14 protein-coding genes are annotated in these 17,001 nt (G+C 62.0%); 10 read left to right on the top strand and 4 right to left on the bottom strand.

Annotated features, from left to right (window positions below; translation table 11 throughout):
* The first annotated feature begins 62 nt into the window (after positions 1 to 62).
* From L8V01_RS11310 to L8V01_RS11300, 3 genes are read left to right on the top strand one after another with little or no spacing between them, the layout of a single operon-like run.
* Entirely contained in the window at positions 63 to 956 is an 894-nt protein-coding gene (locus tag L8V01_RS11310) for a phosphoribosylaminoimidazolesuccinocarboxamide synthase (protein ID WP_269947112.1), read from the top strand.
* 39 nt (positions 957 to 995) lie between these two features.
* Positions 996 to 3,119: a S9 family peptidase gene (locus tag L8V01_RS11305; protein WP_269947111.1), complete on the top strand. Its 2,124-nt coding sequence runs from the start codon at positions 996 to 998 to the stop codon at positions 3,117 to 3,119.
* Between the two features lie 56 nt (positions 3,120 to 3,175).
* On the top strand, positions 3,176 to 3,859 hold the full coding sequence (locus L8V01_RS11300) for a DUF2334 domain-containing protein (RefSeq protein ID WP_269947110.1): 684 nt from the start codon (positions 3,176 to 3,178) through the stop codon (positions 3,857 to 3,859).
* Positions 3,860 to 4,063: 204 nt separating this feature from the next.
* On the opposite strand, the gene L8V01_RS11295 is transcribed toward L8V01_RS11300, so the two are convergent.
* On the bottom strand, positions 4,064 to 6,832 hold the full coding sequence (locus L8V01_RS11295) for an ExeM/NucH family extracellular endonuclease (RefSeq protein ID WP_269947109.1): 2,769 nt from the start codon (positions 6,830 to 6,832) through the stop codon (positions 4,064 to 4,066).
* A 276-nt stretch (positions 6,833 to 7,108) separates the two neighbouring features.
* On the opposite strand from L8V01_RS11295, the gene purS reads away from it, so the two are divergent.
* From purS to trhA, 4 genes are all read left to right on the top strand, one after another.
* A complete protein-coding gene (purS, locus tag L8V01_RS11290; RefSeq protein ID WP_269947108.1) occupies positions 7,109 to 7,351 on the top strand; it encodes a phosphoribosylformylglycinamidine synthase subunit PurS in 243 nt (80 codons plus the stop codon).
* Positions 7,352 to 8,035 (top strand): phosphoribosylformylglycinamidine synthase subunit PurQ, encoded by a 684-nt coding sequence (gene purQ, locus L8V01_RS11285; protein WP_005325791.1) that lies wholly within the window; start codon positions 7,352 to 7,354, stop codon positions 8,033 to 8,035. It abuts the gene before it with no gap.
* Between the two features lie 13 nt (positions 8,036 to 8,048).
* A complete protein-coding gene (purL, locus tag L8V01_RS11280; RefSeq protein ID WP_269947107.1) occupies positions 8,049 to 10,358 on the top strand; it encodes a phosphoribosylformylglycinamidine synthase subunit PurL in 2,310 nt (769 codons plus the stop codon).
* Between the two features lie 272 nt (positions 10,359 to 10,630).
* The gene (gene trhA / locus L8V01_RS11275) at positions 10,631 to 11,293 is read left to right on the top strand and encodes a PAQR family membrane homeostasis protein TrhA (RefSeq protein ID WP_269947113.1); all 663 of its coding nucleotides are present in this window, start codon (positions 10,631 to 10,633) and stop codon (positions 11,291 to 11,293) included.
* Here the strand turns inward: trhA and L8V01_RS11270 are convergent.
* Together L8V01_RS11270 and L8V01_RS11265 are read right to left on the bottom strand one after the other, a co-directional pair.
* Positions 11,290 to 12,453, bottom strand: coding sequence for an asparaginase (locus tag L8V01_RS11270; RefSeq protein ID WP_269947106.1), 1,164 nt, complete (start codon positions 12,451 to 12,453; stop codon positions 11,290 to 11,292). The two genes, trhA and L8V01_RS11270, sit on opposite strands and share 4 nt — an antisense overlap.
* A 141-nt stretch (positions 12,454 to 12,594) precedes the next feature.
* Positions 12,595 to 13,605: an acyl-CoA thioesterase gene (locus tag L8V01_RS11265; protein WP_269947105.1), complete on the bottom strand. Its 1,011-nt coding sequence runs from the start codon at positions 13,603 to 13,605 to the stop codon at positions 12,595 to 12,597.
* Between the two features lie 33 nt (positions 13,606 to 13,638).
* Between L8V01_RS11265 and L8V01_RS11260 the strand changes: the two genes are divergently transcribed.
* Genes L8V01_RS11260 through purM form a run of 3 tightly spaced genes read left to right on the top strand, consistent with a single transcriptional unit; the run spans position 13,639 to position 16,621 of the window.
* Positions 13,639 to 14,043, top strand: coding sequence for a sterol carrier family protein (locus L8V01_RS11260; RefSeq protein ID WP_269947104.1), 405 nt, complete (start codon positions 13,639 to 13,641; stop codon positions 14,041 to 14,043).
* A 10-nt stretch (positions 14,044 to 14,053) separates the two neighbouring features.
* Positions 14,054 to 15,550, top strand: a complete 1,497-nt coding sequence (gene purF, locus L8V01_RS11255; RefSeq protein ID WP_269947103.1) for an amidophosphoribosyltransferase — start codon at positions 14,054 to 14,056, stop codon at positions 15,548 to 15,550.
* An 18-nt stretch (positions 15,551 to 15,568) separates the two neighbouring features.
* On the top strand, positions 15,569 to 16,621 hold the full coding sequence (gene purM, locus L8V01_RS11250) for a phosphoribosylformylglycinamidine cyclo-ligase (protein WP_269947102.1): 1,053 nt from the start codon (positions 15,569 to 15,571) through the stop codon (positions 16,619 to 16,621).
* Between the two features lie 65 nt (positions 16,622 to 16,686).
* On the opposite strand, the gene L8V01_RS11245 is transcribed toward purM, so the two are convergent.
* Positions 16,687 to 16,884: a DUF3073 domain-containing protein gene (locus tag L8V01_RS11245; protein WP_269947101.1), complete on the bottom strand. Its 198-nt coding sequence runs from the start codon at positions 16,882 to 16,884 to the stop codon at positions 16,687 to 16,689.
* Between the last annotated feature and the right edge of the window lie 117 nt (positions 16,885 to 17,001).

Below are 17,001 nucleotides of genomic sequence, written 5' to 3'. Positions count from 1 at the left end.
CGGATTTCGGGGCTTATTTGATCGAAACGTGCTCGCCGCCCCTGGGCGCTAGAATGAAAGTCATGCGTCCTGAGCTTTCTTCTTATACCCATCTTGCCTCTGGCAAGGTCCGCGATATCTACGATGTGGACGAGAACACCCTGCTGATGGTGGTCTCGGACCGCATCTCCGCCTACGACCACGCCTTAGAGCCCGCCATTCCAGACAAAGGCCGCGTGCTGACCGCGACCTCGAAGTTCTTCTTCGACTCCATCGATTTCCCCAACCACCTCGCCGGCCCGCTCGATGATGAGCGCATCCCCGCCGAGTGCCTCGGCCGCGCGATGGTGGTCAAGAAGCTGGATATGCTTCCCTTCGAATGCGTGGCCCGCGGCTTCCTCACCGGGTCTGGTCTGAAGGAGTACAAGGCCAATGGCACCGTGTGCGGCATCGAGCTGCCGGAGGGCCTCGCGGAGGCTTCCCGCCTGCCCGAGCCCATCTTCACCCCAGCCACCAAGGCAGAGCAGGGCGAGCACGATGAGAACGTCTCCTTCGATTACGTAGTAGACAAGTTGGGCGCCGAGCGCGCCGAAGAGCTGCGCGCGGCCACCCTGCGCATCTATTCTACGGCCGCTGCGTTGGCGGAGGAGAAGGGCATCATCCTCGCCGATACCAAGTTCGAGTTCGGCCTAGACCAAGACGGCACCCTCGTGCTGGCCGATGAGGTCCTCACCCCTGACTCCTCGCGCTATTGGCCGGCCGATTCCTACGTCGAGGGCGAGGTCCAACCGTCCTTCGACAAGCAGTACGTGCGCAATTGGCTTACTTCCGACGCCTCTGGGTGGGACCAAGCCGCCGACGATACTCCGCCGCAGCTGCCTGATGACGTCGTTTCCGCCACCCGCCTGCGCTATATCGAGGCCTATGAGCGGCTTTCCGGCGAGCGCTTCGCCGACTTCCTCTCGCCTGAGTCCTAGCTCCCGCCCCATGCGGCGCCACGCGTACAGTGGGGCGGCATGAGCAACGAGAATCTTTCCGCCCCCGTAGCCGCCGTCCACCCCGCGACCCGTTCCTTCCACGGTCGCGAGTTCGTGGATAACTATGAGTGGCTGCGCGATAAGGAATCCCAGGAAACCCTGGATTACCTCAACGCAGAAAATGATTACACCAAGGCGAAGACCGCGCACTTGGATGAGATGACGGAGAACATCTTCCAAGAGATTAAGTCCCGCATCAAGCAGACCGATATGTCGGTGCCCTCCCGCCGCGGCGATTACTGGTACTACGGCCGCACCGAGGAGGGCAAGAGTTACGGCTACTCCTGCCGCCTCCCAGTCGAAGAGGGCTACGATCCCTGGACGGCCCCGGTTATCCCCGAGGAGGGCACCCCGGAAGGCGAGGAGATCATCCTCGACGCCAACGCGCTGGCCGAGGGCAAAGACTTCTTCGCCCTCGGCGCAGCTTCCATCTCGGATTCCGGACGCTACCTGGCCTACTCTGTAGATTTTGCCGGCGACGAACGCTTCGAGCTCTACATCAAGGACCTGGAGACCGGCGAGCTTCTCGACGACCATCTCACAGGCATCTTCTACGGCGCCACCTGGGCTGGTGATGGCTATATCTTTTACACCACCGTCGACGAGGCATGGCGCCCTGATGCCATCTGGCGCCATAAGGTAGGTACCGCGCAGTCCGAAGACGTGCAGGTATTTAAGGAAGAAGACGAGCACTTCAACGTCGGCATCGGCAGCGCCCGCTCCGATAAATACCTTTTCCTTGGCGTAAGCTCCAAGGTGACCTCTGAGGTGTGGGTGCTCGAAGAGGACAATCCTGAGGGAGAATTCCGCCTGCTGTGGCAGCGCGAAGCTGGCGTGGACTACGACGTCGACCACGCCGTCGTCAAGGACGAGGACTATTGGATTGTTACCCACAATGCCACCGGACCAAACTTCGAGGTTGGCTATACCAAAGCCGCCGATGAGTTGCCCTCCCTGCGCGAGCTGCCCGCCCTTCTAACGCACGAGGAGACTACCCGCATCGAAGGTGTGGACACTTACCGTGACCACATAGTGGTGGGGTATCGGCGCGGCGGTATTGGCCGCGCCGCAATCATGCGCGTTAACGATGGCTTCAGCGAATTCGAAGAGCTCAATTTCAACGAAGAACTCTTCACCGTTTCCGTATCCGGTAATCCGGAGTGGGACGCGCCGGTGCTTCGTGTGAACTACGTGTCCTATATTCAGCCTTCCCAGCTCTTTGACTACCGCGTGGATACCGGCGAGTACACCCTGCTCAAGGAGCAAGAGGTCCCCGGCGGCTATAACCCGGATGACTACGTGGCCTATCGCCTGTGGACCACGGCTGCCGACGGCACCGAAGTCCCCGTCTCCATTGTCCACCGCGCCGATCTCGACCGCACCCAGCCGAACCCGACCCTACTCTATGGCTATGGCTCCTACGAGGTCAGCGTGGATCCGGCTTTCTCTGTTACCCGCCTGTCTCTCATGGACCGCGGCATGATTTTTGCGGTGGCCCATGTGCGCGGCGGCGGCGAGATGGGCCGCACTTGGTATGACGACGGCAAGATGCTCAAAAAGAAAAACACCTTTACCGACTTCATCGATGTCGCCGATGATCTCATCGCTCGCGGTGTGACCACCGCGGATCAGATGGTGGCCGAGGGTGGTTCTGCTGGTGGTATGCTCATGGGTGCAATCGCCAATATGGCTCCGGACCGGTTCACCGCTATCCAGGCCGTCGTGCCGTTCGTGGATCCGCTGACTTCCATCCTCATGCCGGAGCTGCCGCTTACCGTGCCCGAGTGGGAGGAGTGGGGCGACCCGTACCACGATCCCGAGGTTTATGACTACATGAAGTCTTACTCGCCGTATGAGAATGTCGAAGCCAAGGATTACCCAGACATCTTGGCGATTACCTCGTTGAACGACACCCGCGTGCTTTACGTCGAGCCCGCCAAGTGGATTGCCCAGCTACGGGCGACGGCCACCGGCGGCGAATTCCTGCTCAAGACCGAAATGGTCGCCGGCCATGGCGGCGTATCCGGGCGTTATGAAAAGTGGCGTCAAAACGCCTTTGAATATGCGTGGACCATCAATAAGGCCACCGGCCTAGAGAAGTAAAACCCAGATAGGTGCCCAGCGCGCGAATCCTGAATTCCTGTGCGATAATTTTTCTTATGAATGGCCACCTTCTGGTATCTATCTCCAGCATTTTTGATGACACACGGAAGCAGGCTAGCCGGCTCCTCTCGATCCTCGATCGGGAGGAGATTCCTGTTTCCCTGCTTATTGCCCCGCATATCGACGGCAACTGGCACCTCGCCAAAGATAAAGACACCAAAAAGTGGCTCCAAGACCAAGCCGATGCCGGCCGCATCCTTATCCTCAACGGCTTTGATAGATCAGTGCAGGGCCGTCGCGCGGAATTCGCTAACCTCGACTCCCATGAAGCGAAGCTTCGCCTCGCCGGTGCTACACGTCAGATGGCCAAGATCGGCTTCGAGCCCACCATCTTCGCTCCACCGCGCTGGCGTATGTCTCCGGGCACCTTGCAGGTATTGCCGCAGTTCAAGTTTGAGGTAGCGGCCTCCACTCGCGGCATTTTGCAGATTAATACCGGCAAGTTCCATCAGGCTCGTAACTTGTCTTTTGGAGAGGGCTTTGGTTCTGCCAAATGGTGGCGCAAGAATATCATCCGCGCCGCCGAGCGCTCTGCCCAGCGTGGCAATACTGTTCGCCTGTCGGTCTCTGGCCGCAATCTGGATGACCGCAAGGTCATCCATGACTTCGTCAAGGCCGCTGAACGGGCCATCAACGCCGGTGCTACCCCTGCCGATTACGGCGCATATCTTCCAAACTAAGCTGAACCTTCCTCATTAAACGGCAGTATTTAGGGGAAGGATTCCCTTTGGCGCGTGCCGTTTTCACGACTTTCGTCCATCTAAACCACCAAAACCGTCGACGGAAATGGGGTTTTAGATGGACGAAAATCGTGAGATAGCAAAATTAAGACCCCGTTCGCTCTGGACTGATCCAAAGCGAACGGGGTCAGGGTAGGTGGGCGTTTAGCGCTGCAGGCTAGTGATGAAGTTCTTTACTTCCTTCGGCAGAATGGCCCAGATTGGTGCTGGGATGGCCTTTTGAAGGTTGCCGGTTACAGCGAGGAAACCGGGGATAGCGACGAGGCCGGCGATGGCCGCGATAGCAGCGGCGACACCGGCACCGACGGAGCTAGTGCTGGAGCTAGAGCCAGAGCCGGTGCCAGGCTTGCCCGGCTTATCGGACGGCTTGTCTTCTGGCTTACCTGGCTCATCGGAAGGCTCGTCCGCAGGATTGTCCGCAGGATCGTCTGGCTCGCCGGCGGAGTCGTCCGTGCCGAGGGTGAAGCCGACCTTGACCGGATCGTGGTCGGAGGCGCGGAACGGGGAATCATCGTAGAAGTCCACGATGTTGTAATTGCGGCGAGAGTACTCGAAGGCGACGGGTTCATCGGCATTGATGTTCCAGACTTGGGCGTCGTCAAGCGTGCCGGTGGCAACCTTATTAGCCAGCACGTGGTCGAGGGTGCCGAGCAAGCCGGAGAACTGGTAGGAGGGGTCAGCCTCGTATTTTTCGGCGGGGACGGTAAAGCCGTCGTTGCGGAAGACATCGAGCGCGGTCTCGTGGGTGTAGGTATTGAAATCACCCAGGGCGAAAAGCGGCTTATCCTTCCAGTCTTCCTGCTTCTTCAGCGCATCGAGTACGGCCTGTGCCTGTGCGTTGCGGACGTTCGGGTTATTGCCTTGGCCGTCGCCGGAATCGGCGTCGCCCTTGGCCACCGAGCCCTTGGACTTGAAGTGGTTGGCCACGGCAACGAAGGACTCCTCGCCCTCCTTCAGCGGCTGGAATTCCTGGGCGAGTGGCTCGCGGGCGGTGCCGGTGAAGCGATCGTCTTGGAAGATGCGGGATTCGCCGACGGGCTTGACCACATCCTTGTGATAGATGAACGCGGTGCGGATGACGTCCGGGGATTCCGGTACGGCGTCCTCGGAAGGGGAGGGGACGAAGTCCCACTTGTCGGAGCCGGCGGCCTCGTTAAGCTTTTCCGTCAGGTGCTTGAGCGCCTTATCGCGCTGGGCGAAGTCACCGGTAACGGCGTAGCCATCTTCGATTTCGGAAAGGCCGATGACATCGGCATCGAGGCCGTTGATGGCGGCGACGATCTTGCGCTCCTGGTCTTCTAGTGCCGATTGGGTATAGGCGCCGCGGGTCTTGCCGCGGTTGACGGTGACCTTATTGCCCTCGCGGTCGGTGTAGGCGCTGCCGCCGAATTCCTCGCCCAGGGAGGTGAAGTAGTTCAGCACGTTGAAGGCGCCGATGGTGTACTCGCCCTTGACATCATCGATGGCGTGTAGCTCGGCCTCGCGGGAGTTCTCCCAAGAGATGGGCAGGTCTGCGCCCTTGGTGTTGCCGGTGACCGGGGTGGTGGGCTGGAAGCGCCACTGCTCATGAGAGAAGCCCACGATAACTGGGTGCTGGAAGGTCACGGTATCGGTGGTGCGCAGGGACTTGATGGTCTGGGCATCATCCTGGGCGATGTACGGCAGCGGGGTATTTTGGTCGGTCTTGAGATAGTCGCGGGTGCGGCCATCGTCCAGGGTGACCAGCTTATCGGCGTTCTCCTTGGTCAGCTTCTGGATATCGGAGTTGGGATCCGTGGAAGGCGAGAAGATATCGGAAGGCTGGCGGAGGGCTTGCTTGCCGGGGGCGAGGCCGACCTCGCCGTACTGGTTGAGCGAGTAGTTATTGGTCACAGTGTGCTCGCCGGGCTGGATGAGCATGTGCTCGAAGGGCTCGCGGGCCTCGTTGCCATCGGGAAGCTGGTCCACCTTGAGTGGGGTGACCTTCTCCAGCGGGGTTTCGAGCTGCTTGACCGCGGAGGCGTTGATTTGAGTGGAATTGTAGAACTCGGAGACCTTGCCGGTGACCTCGACAGAATCCTCTAGGGCTGGGTACTGGTCGGCCGGCTTATCGCCCATGTAGACAAAGATGGCCTGGGAGGCGTCGGTGGGCTCAGCGCCGGTGCCACCAGTCTGGATGGTAAAGCCATTAAGGCCGCCTTCGGCCCACACGCCAGTGACGACGCCCTCGGTGGCAACGGTCTGGTCTTTGAGCGGGGATTCGGCGCCGGTGCCCTGGATATCCGCGATGGCGGTGATTCCCTCGGGGGCAGGCTGATGGGGTTCGTCCGGGTTCTCGGGCTGCGGGGCGGGGGCCTCGTTACTGGAGTTGGTTGGGGTGGGTGCGCCGATGGTGAAGTCGGCGGCGTTGTCATCGGTATCGGTGCCCTCGGCGTCGCGGGAGGCGGACTTGGCATTGGACAGGCCTGCGGCGGCGGTGCCTTCCTTGATGGAGGCCGCGCCGTAGCCGATGGCATCGATGGGGGTACCGGTGGCGTCGGCAAGCTGCACGGAGCCCTTAGAACCGGACATGTTGAGGCTGCCCTCGGCGTCTGGGGCAGGCAGGGCATCGCCCGCGCCATTGCCGGCCGCGCCCTGGACCAGGTAGTACCCATGTGGAGCGATGGTGCCGGAAAGTTCCACCTTGCCGCCGGTATTGCCGGAGGCGGAGAAGTACTCCACGGTGTATCCGGTCAGGTCAATCGGCGCATCGGTGGGGTTATAGAGCTCGATGAAGTCATGGGTGAAGGCAGCGCCCTTATTGCCGCCTCCTCCATAGACTTCGGAGATGACGGCAGCGGAGCCATCGGTTGCGGCCGCGGCAGTAGGCACGGCAAGAGCAGCAGAGGACAAAGCGGTGGCAAGTGCCAGCGCACCCAAGCGACGAGAAGACATAGATTCAACCTTAAAAAGAGAGGGCAGTTGCTTGCCCTTTAGTTGTAGGACACTCTGCGGGGCGGTGGGCTGTGCGGTGCCTGCATGAGTGCGGATGAGCTGCGGATGCAATCTAAAAGCCGCCAAGAAATTCCCCAAGCGTCGGCGGCGGTTCATATGAAGTTTGCTTTACTGGGGTGAAACCCGCACTGCGGGGGTGGGTCTAGGTAAAAGCAGGGGGTGGACACTAGACTAATTCGCGCAGACCAAAGCCCCATACAGTAAGGCAAATATTTCATGGCTCGTGTAGTTGTCAATGTCATGCCCAAGGCGGAGATTCTGGATCCGCAGGGCCAAGCCGTCGTCCGCGCGCTGGGTCGCATCGGGGTATCCGGTGTCAGCGATGTGCGCCAGGGAAAGCGCTTCGAAATCGAGGTCGATGACACCGTCACCGCAGAGGACCTAGATAAGGTAGCCGCCACGCTGCTGGCCAATACCGTCATCGAGGACTACGAGGTTGTTGGGCTGGAGGTCAAGTAAGTGACCGCCACAATCGGAGTAATCACTTTCCCCGGAACCCTGGATGATGTGGATGCCGCTCGCGCTGCCCGCACCGCCGGCGCAGAGGTCAAAAGCCTCTGGCACGCAGATACCGATCTGCACGGCGTGGATGCGGTAGTAGTGCCGGGCGGTTTTTCTTATGGTGACTACCTGCGCTCGGGCGCCATTTCCGCGCTCGCGCCGGTGATGCAGTCCGTCATTGATCGCGCCAAGCAAGGCATGCCGGTGCTCGGCATCTGCAATGGCTTCCAGATTTTGACCGAGGCGGGTTTGTTGCCAGGCGCGCTGACCCGCAATAAGGGCCTGCATTTCCACTGCACCGATACCTACCTCGAGGTGGCCAATTCCACCACCGCGTGGACCAGCGAGTTTGAGCAGGGCCAGAAGATTCTGGTGCCGGCTAAGCACGGCGAGGGCCGCTTCCAGGCCGGCGATGATGACATCGCTCGCATCGAGGGTGAGGGCCGCGTGGTCTTCCGATATACCGATAATTACAACGGTTCCGTCAACGGCATTGCCGGTGTCAGCGATGAGTCCGGCCGCATTGTGGGCCTCATGCCGCACCCCGAGCACGCCATTGACACGCTAACCGGCCCATCCACCGACGGACTGGGACTTTTCGTATCCGCCATCAAGGCCGTCGCCCAGGCGCCGGCGGTTTAAGGAGGCCACTTTAATGACCGTTCATAATGACACCGTAGAAAAGGCGCAGTCCACTCCGGACGAGAAGCAGCCCTACGCGGAGCTCGGCTTGAAGGACGACGAGTACCAGCGCATCCACGATATCCTGGGCCGCCGCCCCACCGATGCGGAGCTAACCATGTACTCCGTCATGTGGTCCGAGCACTGCTCCTATAAGTCCTCCAAGACGCACCTGCGTTACTTTGGCGAGACCATGACCGAGGAGATGGGGGAGAAAATCCTCGCCGGCATTGGTGAGAATGCTGGCGTGGTGGACATCGGAGACGGCAATGCGGTGACCTTCCGCGTGGAGTCCCACAACCACCCCTCCTATGTGGAGCCTTATCAAGGTGCGGCTACTGGCGTGGGCGGCATCGTCCGCGACATCATGGCCATGGGCGCCCGCCCGATTGCCGTGATGGACCAGCTGCGCTTTGGCCCTGCCGACGCCCCCGATACCAAGCGCGTCCTTCCCGGCGTGGTATCTGGCGTGGGTGGCTACGGCAACTCCCTGGGCCTGCCCAATATTGGCGGCGAGACCGTCTTTGATGAGACCTACGCCGGTAACCCGCTGGTCAACGCCCTCTGTGTGGGTACCCTCAAGGTCGATGACCTCAAGCTCGCCTTCGCTTCCGGCAAGGGTAATAAGGTCATGCTCTTTGGCTCGCGCACCGGCTTGGATGGCATCGGTGGCGTCTCCGTGCTGGCCTCCGATACCTTCGAGGACGGCGCTGAGCGCAAACTGCCGGCCGTGCAGGTGGGCGATCCCTTCGCAGAGAAGGTTCTCATCGAGTGCTGCCTGGACCTCTACCACGCCGGCGTGGTTGTAGGAATCCAGGACCTGGGTGGCGCGGGCCTGGCCTGCGCCACCTCGGAGCTGGCAGCCTCCGGCGATGGCGGCATGGAGGTCAACCTCGATAATGTGCCGCTGCGCGCGCAGAATATGACCGCGGCCGAGATCCTCGCCTCCGAGTCCCAGGAGCGCATGTGCGCCGTTGTGGCTCCGGAGAACGTGGAGAAGTTCCGCGAGATCTGCGAGCACTGGGACGTCACCTGCGCTGAGATTGGCGAAGTCACCGAGGGCAATCACCTGGTCATCCGCCACCAGGGTGAGGTCGTCGTGGATGCCCCGGCCGGCACCATTGCGGACGAGGCCCCGGTGTATGACCGCCCGTATGCCCGCCCGGAGTGGCAGGACGAGCTGCAGAAATACCAGGGTACCGACAAGCGTGGCCTGGTTGAGGCCCTGCAGAAGCTCGTGTCCTCCCCGTCGCTGTGTTCGCGCGATTTCATCATGAACCAGTATGACCGCTACGTGCGCGGCAACACCGTCCAGTCCCACCACGCGGACGCCGGTGTGCTGCGCATCGATGAGGAGACCGGCCGCGGCGTGGCCGTTTCCGCCGATGCTTCCGGCCGCTACACCAAGCTGGATCCGAATATGGGCGCCCGCCTCGCGCTGGCGGAGGCCTACCGCAACGTCGCCGTCACCGGCGCCAAGCCCGTGGCGATTACCAACTGCCTGAACTACGGCTCCCCGGAGAACCCTGACGTTATGTGGCAGTTCCGCGAGTCTGTGCATGGGCTTGCCGACGCCGCCGTGGAGCTTTCCATCCCCGTCTCCGGCGGCAACGTCTCCTTCTACAACCAGACCGGCGAAGAGCCGATCCTGCCCACCCCGGTGGTGGGTGTGCTGGGCGTTATCGATGACGTGCACAAGGCCATCGGCAACGAGCTCGGCACCGTAGGTGAGAAGGAAGTGCTTATCGCCCTGGGTGAAACCAAGGACGAGTTCGGCGGTTCCATCTGGCAGCTTGTCAGCGCAGAGGGTGCTAATAAGGACAACCTCAACGGCCTGCCGCCGCAGGTGGACATGGCTAACGAGAAGCGCTTGGCCGAGTTCTTCCACGGCAATGAGCTGCTCACTGCGGCACACGATATCTCCGAGGGTGGCCTTGCTGTCACCGCCTTTGAGATGGCTAAGCGCGCCGGTGCGACTGCCGACGGCGCCGGCCTCGGCCTCAACCTGGATCTCACCGCGGTCCACGAGGACGAGTTCGTCGCCGCCTTCTCCGAGTCCGCCTCCCGCGTGCTCGTGGCCACCACCGCCGATCGTGCCGATCAGGTCTTGGCCCGCGCCGGCGAGGTGGGCATCCCAGCCGCCGTCGTTGGCGAGACCACCGAAACTGGCGCCCTCACCCTCGGCGGCGAGTCCGTCGCTATCTCCCAGCTGGTCGCCGCTTGGTCCGCCACCCTGCCGGACCTCTTTGACCACGCTGTGGGCGCTAACTCCGTAGTGGAGTAAGCCGCTTCGCAGCCCCGCCGCGTTACGACGCGGCCACGCGAAAAGTCCAGCCAAAGCTGGGCTTTTTCTTGTTTTGCTCCATTAAACCACCGTTGCAACCTCAGCATTAGTCGAGTGCTAGGTAGAAGGTCCTTGAAAGGGTATCTCCTGCGCCCGTACACTTACGGTATCGTAAGTTATCCGTTGTGAGGAAGTAGAAGGGACGCACCGCCGTGGCACAGACTCATGCGAATGGAGCACCGGGGCCGGGCCTTGTCCAGCGCACTTACTGGATGGCCGACCGCGGGCCCAGGCCGCTAAGCCGTGGCTGGGGACATGCGATTGCAGCATTGCTGTCGGTGATTGCCTCCACCGTACTCATTACCTATGCGTGGATGAGGCTGCAGTGGTGGCAGGGGCTTGGCGTAACTGTCTACGGCGTGGGGCTGGTGGGGCTCTTTGGAGTTTCGGCGCTCTATCACCGCTACCCGTGGGCGAGCGCGCGTGCCGTGCAATGGTGGCGGCGGGCGGACCACGCGACCATCTCGGTGTTTATTGCGGCAACGTATACGCCGTTGTGTTTAATCGTGCTTTCGCCGGTGCAAGCGGCGTGGATGCTGGCCATCGCTTGGGGCGGGGCCATTTTGGGCGTGGTGCTCAACTTGGTGTGGATCAACCACCCGCGCTGGTTGGATGTAGCAGTCTACCTAGCGCTGGGCTGGCTGGTGCTGCCGCTTTTGCCCACGCTGTGGACGCAGGCCGGCGCGGCCGTCGTCTGGCTGCTCATTGCCGGCGGCGTGGTCTACTCGCTAGGCGCGCTGGTCTATGGCTTTAAGTGGCCGGGGCGCAACGCACGCTACTACGGCTACCACGAGCACTTCCACACCGCGACCATCGCGGCGGCGGTGGTGCACCTGGTGGCGGTATGGATGGTCGTAGTTCAAGGGGCTGCTTAGTCGGCGTCGGGGAAGAGCTCCGCGGGATCGGTATCGGTGGTGATCGCGGCGGCTAGCAGCATGCGGGCTTGGGGAGCGCGCAGGGTGCCAGAGGAGATAACGCCGGCGTCGGCAAGCGTGGCACCGCCACCGGCCCCGCCGTAGATGCCCTCCACTGGGCCGTGATCCACGCGGGTGGTGAGCACAACCGGAACCTTCTTGGCCGCGGCCTTAGCGGCCTGGGCTAGCTCGTCGCCGATATTGCCGGCGCCCATTCCCTCAATCACGATGCCCTCGGTGCCGCTGTCCAAGGAGCGCTGGATAAGGTCGGCCGGCGCGCCGGGGTAGGCGGCGATGATATCGACGCGGGTATTGCCCAGCGGCTGATGCTTCAGGGCCTTCGGGCGCTTAGGCTGCTTCTCGCCATTGTTATTGGCAAAGCCATCGGCCTTGGCCGTATCGGACTTAAATGCGCCGCGGGCAGGGATAACGTGATCCGCAAAGGCAATGAAGGTACCGCGGCCCTTGTTGGAAGGGTCGGTTACGGTCTTGACCGCAAGTGCCAAATTGTCCGGACCATCCGGATCTGGGTCATCAAAGGGGCGCATCGCTCCGGTAAGGGCTACCGGCTTATCGCTGTCCTGGAAGGTATCGACGGCGATGGCGGTCTCTTCCATGGAATCGGTGCCGTGGGTGACCACCACACCATCGACATCATCGCGCCGCAACTCCTGGTCTACGGCCTTGATGATGGTATCGGTATCGTCCAAGGTCATCGCGGAAGAATCTAGCTTGGCAATGTCTTTGACCTCTAGCGTGAGCTTATCCTTGTCAAAGGCGCCGGAAAGAGGCTCCACCAGCTTGGAGCCGGTAACGGTGGGAACCACCGCACCGGTCTTATCGTGCGTGCTGGCAATAGTCCCGCCGGTAGAAAGGACCACCACGTGTCCCTCGGCAGTGGCGCGTGGGCCCTCGCTTTCCGCTGTGGAGGTTTCGGTGGTTTCCTCTGTGGCGGCTGGCGCGGAACTGGTGGCGCTGTGCGGCGCGGAAGACTCGGGTGCTGCGGCCGAAGTCTCCTCCTCTGGGCGGCTATCCGGATTCTGGCAGGAAGCCAAGAGACAAGCGGAAGCGACTAGGGCAAGGCCGGTGCGGGCCGAGCGGCGCAACGTTGGGGTGTGCATAATCCCTCGTTTCTGTGTGCGGGAGTGGAAGCGGACGGGGTCGGCGGGGGCCGTCGGCCGCGTATACGTCCATCTAAAGCAGAAAGGCGGGGCGTCCGCTGCCACTATGGACTTGCTAACACCGAAACGAGGGGAGAGCGGCTAATCGACGTGCTGATTAGACGGCGCCACCACCAGCGGCTTCGGCGAATACTTAGCGCGTAGCTCGCGCAGCACGGTGGCATGTTCGGCCAAGCGCTTATCTTCCGCGGTATGCGGATTGAAGGGGCGGGCCACCTGCGGTTGTCCATCATGATCTAGGGCGATATAGGCCACGGTGGCATGGATGGCGGTTTGCAAGTGTTCCCGGCCGCCGCGGGGGTTGCCGGAACGGACGTGGATGGACATCTGCATGGAGCGGGTATCGGTGCGCATCATGCGGGCGTCAACCTCAATGAGGTCACCGATGGAAATCGGGCGGTAGAAGCGGATGCCGCCGGCGTAGACGGCCACGGTACGCTCGGCGGACCACTCCATAGTGCAGGCCGCGCCGGCTTCATCGATCCACTGCATGGCCGTTCCGCCGTGTACCTTGCCTCCCCAGTTGACGTCGGTGGGCTTGGCTAGGAAGCGGTTGACCATGCGAGGGGCCTCGGAAGGCCCATCGTAGGTTTGCTTTTCCATCTCTTCCTCGATGGCCTTGCGCAGCTCGATGCGGGACTTAGCGGCCTCTTCCACGCGGCGTTGCTCATCGGTCTCCGGCACGAAGGAAGGCACAGGGGTGGATTTGCCGGTCGCTGGGTCCTTAGCCACGAAAATAACCAGGCAATCGCAGGCGCGAGTGAAAATGCCCTCGCGCGGGTCGGCCGAAAGTACCTCGTTGACGATGTGCATGGAGGAACGGCCGGTCATGGCGATGCGCGAGCGCACCTCCACGATGTGCCCAGAGGGAATCGGCCGGGTGAAATGAATATGGCCCACGTATGCGGTCACGCAGTACTGGCCGGACCACTGCACGGCGCAGGCATAGGCGGCCTTATCAATCCATTCCAGGACGCGGCCGCCGCTAATGCCGGGGGCGCCGGCCATGGTGACGTCGGTTGGCGATGCCATAAAGCGCAGCGTCAGCGCCGGCGATTTCTGGTTTTCCGCAACGGAGGGCGTAGGTGACATAAACAACAAGATAACAGTAGTTATGATGTAGATATGAAAAAGCCCGTCGATCCCGCCGCCACGCGCGCGGCCGTCATGGCCATCAAAGATTGGATTGCCGCCCCGGCAGAGCACGATAAGCCAGGTAGAGCCCTGCTTGCCGACGCCGTCCGGCGCACCGCCCGCACCCTCGAAGCCGACGCGCCGGGCCATTCCGTGGAGTTGCGCGTACCCCCATTTGTTGCGGTGCAATGCATTGAGGGACCCCGCCATACCCGCGGCACCCCACCCAATGTGGTGGAGACCGATCCGGAAACCTGGCTGCGCCTAGCCACCGGATTGGCGGACTGGGAGGAGTCCGTAAACACTGGTCGCGTCGATGCTTCCGGCTCCCGCGCGGGCGAAATCGCGCAGTGGCTGCCGCTTATCCCGTTAGTTTCCGGCGGCGCGACAGGCTAGACTAAACGCCGTGGTAGAAGTACATACTCCTAGTATCACCAATCTTGACGATCAGAATGAGCAGGAGCCCCGCGAAGAATGCGGCGTCTACGGCGTTTGGGCTCCCGGGGAGGAAGTCTCCAAGCTGACCTACTTCGGGCTCTTCGCGCTCCAGCACCGCGGCCAGGAAGCCGCCGGCATTGCGGTGGGCGATGATGACCGCATCGTCGTTTTCAAGGACATGGGCCTAGTGGCCAATATCTTTGATGAATCCACCCTGTCTGCCCTGCAAGGCAATGTGGCGGTGGGCCACACGCGCTATTCCACCGCCGGCGGCAAGGAATGGTCCAATGTCCAGCCGATGTTTTCTACGTCGTCTACCGGGGTAGATATTGCCCTTGGCCACAATGGCAACCTGGTCAACTATCTGGAGCTGCGCGAAGAGGCCGTGCAGCGCGGCTTGATTAAGCCTCACGAGGAGTCCGTTTCTGACTCCATGTGCCTTTCTATGCTGCTTGCCGATGGCGTGGATGAAGACACCTCCGTCTTCGATTCCGCCCGGGAGCTGCTGCCGCGCGTCAAGGGGGCATTCTGCCTGACCTTTACCGATGGGCACACCATGTACGCCGCCCGCGACTCGCACGGCGTTCGCCCGCTGGTCCTCGGCCGATTGTCCAAGGGCTGGGTCGTCGCCTCGGAGACCTGTGCGCTGGATATCTGCGGCGCACAATTCATTCGTGAGATCGAGCCCGGCGAGCTCGTCGCCATCGATGAGGCCGGCATCCGTTCTGTGAACTTCGCGCCGGCCAAGCGCCATGGCTGCGTCTTCGAATACGTCTACTTGGCCCGCCCGGATAGCGATATCAAGGGCCGCTCCGTCAACGCCTCCCGCGTGGACATTGGCCGCCGCTTGGCCCGCGAGTACCCGGCCGAGGGCGCGGACCTGGTCATCCCGGTTCCCGAATCCGGCAACCCGGCCGCCGTGGGCTATGCCCGCGAATCCGGCATCACCTTCGCCCACGGCTTGGTTAAGAACGCTTATGTGGGCCGCACCTTCATCCAGCCCACCCAAACCCTGCGCCAGCTGGGCATCCGCTTGAAGCTCAACCCGCTGCGCGAGGTCATCAACGGCAAGAAGCTCGTCGTGGTGGATGATTCCATCGTCCGCGGCAATACCCAGCGCGCGCTCATCCGCATGCTGCGCGAGGCCGGCGCCGCCGAGGTGCACGTGCGCATCGCCTCCCCGCCAGTGAAGTGGCCGTGCTTCTACGGCATCGACTTCGCCTCCCCAGGCGAGCTGATCGCTAACGCCAGCCCCTCCGACGATCCGGAAACGGTCTGCGCCACTATCTGTGACACTATCGGCGCCGATTCTCTGGGCTTTGTCTCCATCGAGGAGATGGTGGCCGCCACCGAACAGCCCCGTTCCGAGCTGTGTACCGCCTGCTTCTCGGGCGAGTACCCACTCGGCCTGCCGGCCGGAAACCCCAATGCAGACGCCGTGCGCACCCTGCTCGGCACCGAATAACAAAGGACACCTGAAACCATGAGTGACAATACTTACGCAGCAGCCGGCGTCAGCATCGAAGAGGGCGACCGCGCCGTAGAACTTTTCGCCCCGCACGCTAAGCGCGCCACCCGCCCTGAGGTTCTGGGCGGTCTCGGCGGCTTTGCCGGGCTATTCAAGCTCGGCGAATACAAGGAGCCGATCCTGGCCGCCGGTTCCGACGGCGTCGGCACCAAGCTGGCCGTGGCCCAGGCCATGGACAAGCACGACACCATCGGCATCGACTTGGTAGCAATGTGCGTTGATGACCTCGTTGTCTGCGGCGCGGAACCGCTTTTCCTGCAGGACTACATTGCTGTGGGCAAGGTTGTGCCGGAAAAGGTGGCCGAGGTGGTCAAGGGCATCGCCGAAGGCTGCGTGCAGGCCGGCGCCGCACTGCTGGGCGGCGAGACCGCAGAGCATCCCGGCATGATGGGAGAAAACGAATACGACGTCTCCGCGACGGCGGTCGGCGTGGTCGAGGCCGATGGCGTGCTCGGTCCGGACAAAGTTCACGATGGTGACGTGCTCATCGCCATGGGCTCGTCCGGCCTGCACTCCAATGGCTACTCCTTGGCCCGCCACGTACTCCTCGAGCAAGCCGGCATGCCCCTCGACGGCCACGTGGAAGAGCTCGGCCGCACCCTTGGCGAGGAGCTGCTCGAGCCCACCCGCATTTACGCCAAGGACTGTTTGGCGCTGGCTAGCGAGTGTTCTGTCTCCACCTTCTGCCACGTCACCGGCGGAGGCTTGGCCGGCAACCTCGAGCGCGTCATCCCAGAGGGCTTGGCAGCCGATATCAACCGCGCGACGTGGACTCCCGGCCAGATCTTCAAGCTCATTTCCTCTGTGGGCAAGGTGGAGCTGGCCGAGATGGAAAAGACCTTCAACATGGGTGTTGGCATGATTGCCGTGGTAAACCCCGAAGACCGTGACCGCGCCCTGGCCATGCTTACCGCCCGCCACATCGATGCGTGGGAGCTGGGCACCGTCCGCTCCGCCTCCGGTGAGGAGCCGCGCGTGGTCATGCACGGCGAGCACTCAAACTTCTAGCGGGGGTACGAGGAAGGGCCCTAGGAATTCCTAGGGCCCTGAGCTATCCGGCGGCGAGCGGAAGATTAGCGTTCGTCGCGGTCTTCATCATCCCATTCGTCGACGTAGTCGGCGTATGGGTCATCCTCTTCGTAATCGTGGGAGTCACCCTCTTGCTGTGCGGCGAGTTCCCGTTGCAGGGACTCGATATCCATTTCGGGTGAGTTGTACTTGAGCCGGCGTGCAACTTTGGTCTGCTTTGCCTTGGCGCGTCCGCGTCCCATGTGCATGACCCCCTTGGGTTAGTAGGGCGCGCCAGGGATTCTTGGGCGCCCCATCGACTTGTCTATTTAGTATCTTCCTGTAAGACACAATAGCCTGTGTGACGAAAAAATTCCGCA

The organism is Corynebacterium curieae, assembly GCF_027570035.1.
Lineage (GTDB): Bacteria > Actinomycetota > Actinomycetes > Mycobacteriales > Mycobacteriaceae > Corynebacterium > Corynebacterium curieae.
Note: the sequence above shows the minus strand (reverse complement) of the source record. Positions and strands in the feature narration are given on the sequence as shown.

Excerpts from the sequence above, each read along its gene's own strand:
- L8V01_RS11245 (WP_269947101.1), bottom strand. The coding sequence starts at position 16,884 with ATGGGACGCGGACGCGCCAAGGCAAAGCAGACCAAAGTTGCACGCCGG.
- purM (WP_269947102.1), top strand. The coding sequence starts at position 15,569 with ATGAGTGACAATACTTACGCAGCAGCCGGCGTCAGCATCGAAGAGGGC.
- purS (WP_269947108.1), top strand. The coding sequence starts at position 7,109 with ATGGCTCGTGTAGTTGTCAATGTCATGCCCAAGGCGGAGATTCTGGAT.
- purL (WP_269947107.1), top strand. The coding sequence starts at position 8,049 with ATGACCGTTCATAATGACACCGTAGAAAAGGCGCAGTCCACTCCGGAC.
- L8V01_RS11305 (WP_269947111.1), top strand. The coding sequence starts at position 996 with ATGAGCAACGAGAATCTTTCCGCCCCCGTAGCCGCCGTCCACCCCGCG.
- L8V01_RS11260 (WP_269947104.1), top strand. The coding sequence starts at position 13,639 with ATGAAAAAGCCCGTCGATCCCGCCGCCACGCGCGCGGCCGTCATGGCC.
- L8V01_RS11270 (WP_269947106.1), bottom strand. The coding sequence starts at position 12,453 with ATGCACACCCCAACGTTGCGCCGCTCGGCCCGCACCGGCCTTGCCCTA.
- trhA (WP_269947113.1), top strand. The coding sequence starts at position 10,631 with ATGGCCGACCGCGGGCCCAGGCCGCTAAGCCGTGGCTGGGGACATGCG.
- L8V01_RS11310 (WP_269947112.1), top strand. The coding sequence starts at position 63 with ATGCGTCCTGAGCTTTCTTCTTATACCCATCTTGCCTCTGGCAAGGTC.
- L8V01_RS11265 (WP_269947105.1), bottom strand. The coding sequence starts at position 13,605 with ATGTCACCTACGCCCTCCGTTGCGGAAAACCAGAAATCGCCGGCGCTG.
- L8V01_RS11295 (WP_269947109.1), bottom strand. The coding sequence starts at position 6,832 with ATGTCTTCTCGTCGCTTGGGTGCGCTGGCACTTGCCACCGCTTTGTCC.
- L8V01_RS11300 (WP_269947110.1), top strand. The coding sequence starts at position 3,176 with ATGAATGGCCACCTTCTGGTATCTATCTCCAGCATTTTTGATGACACA.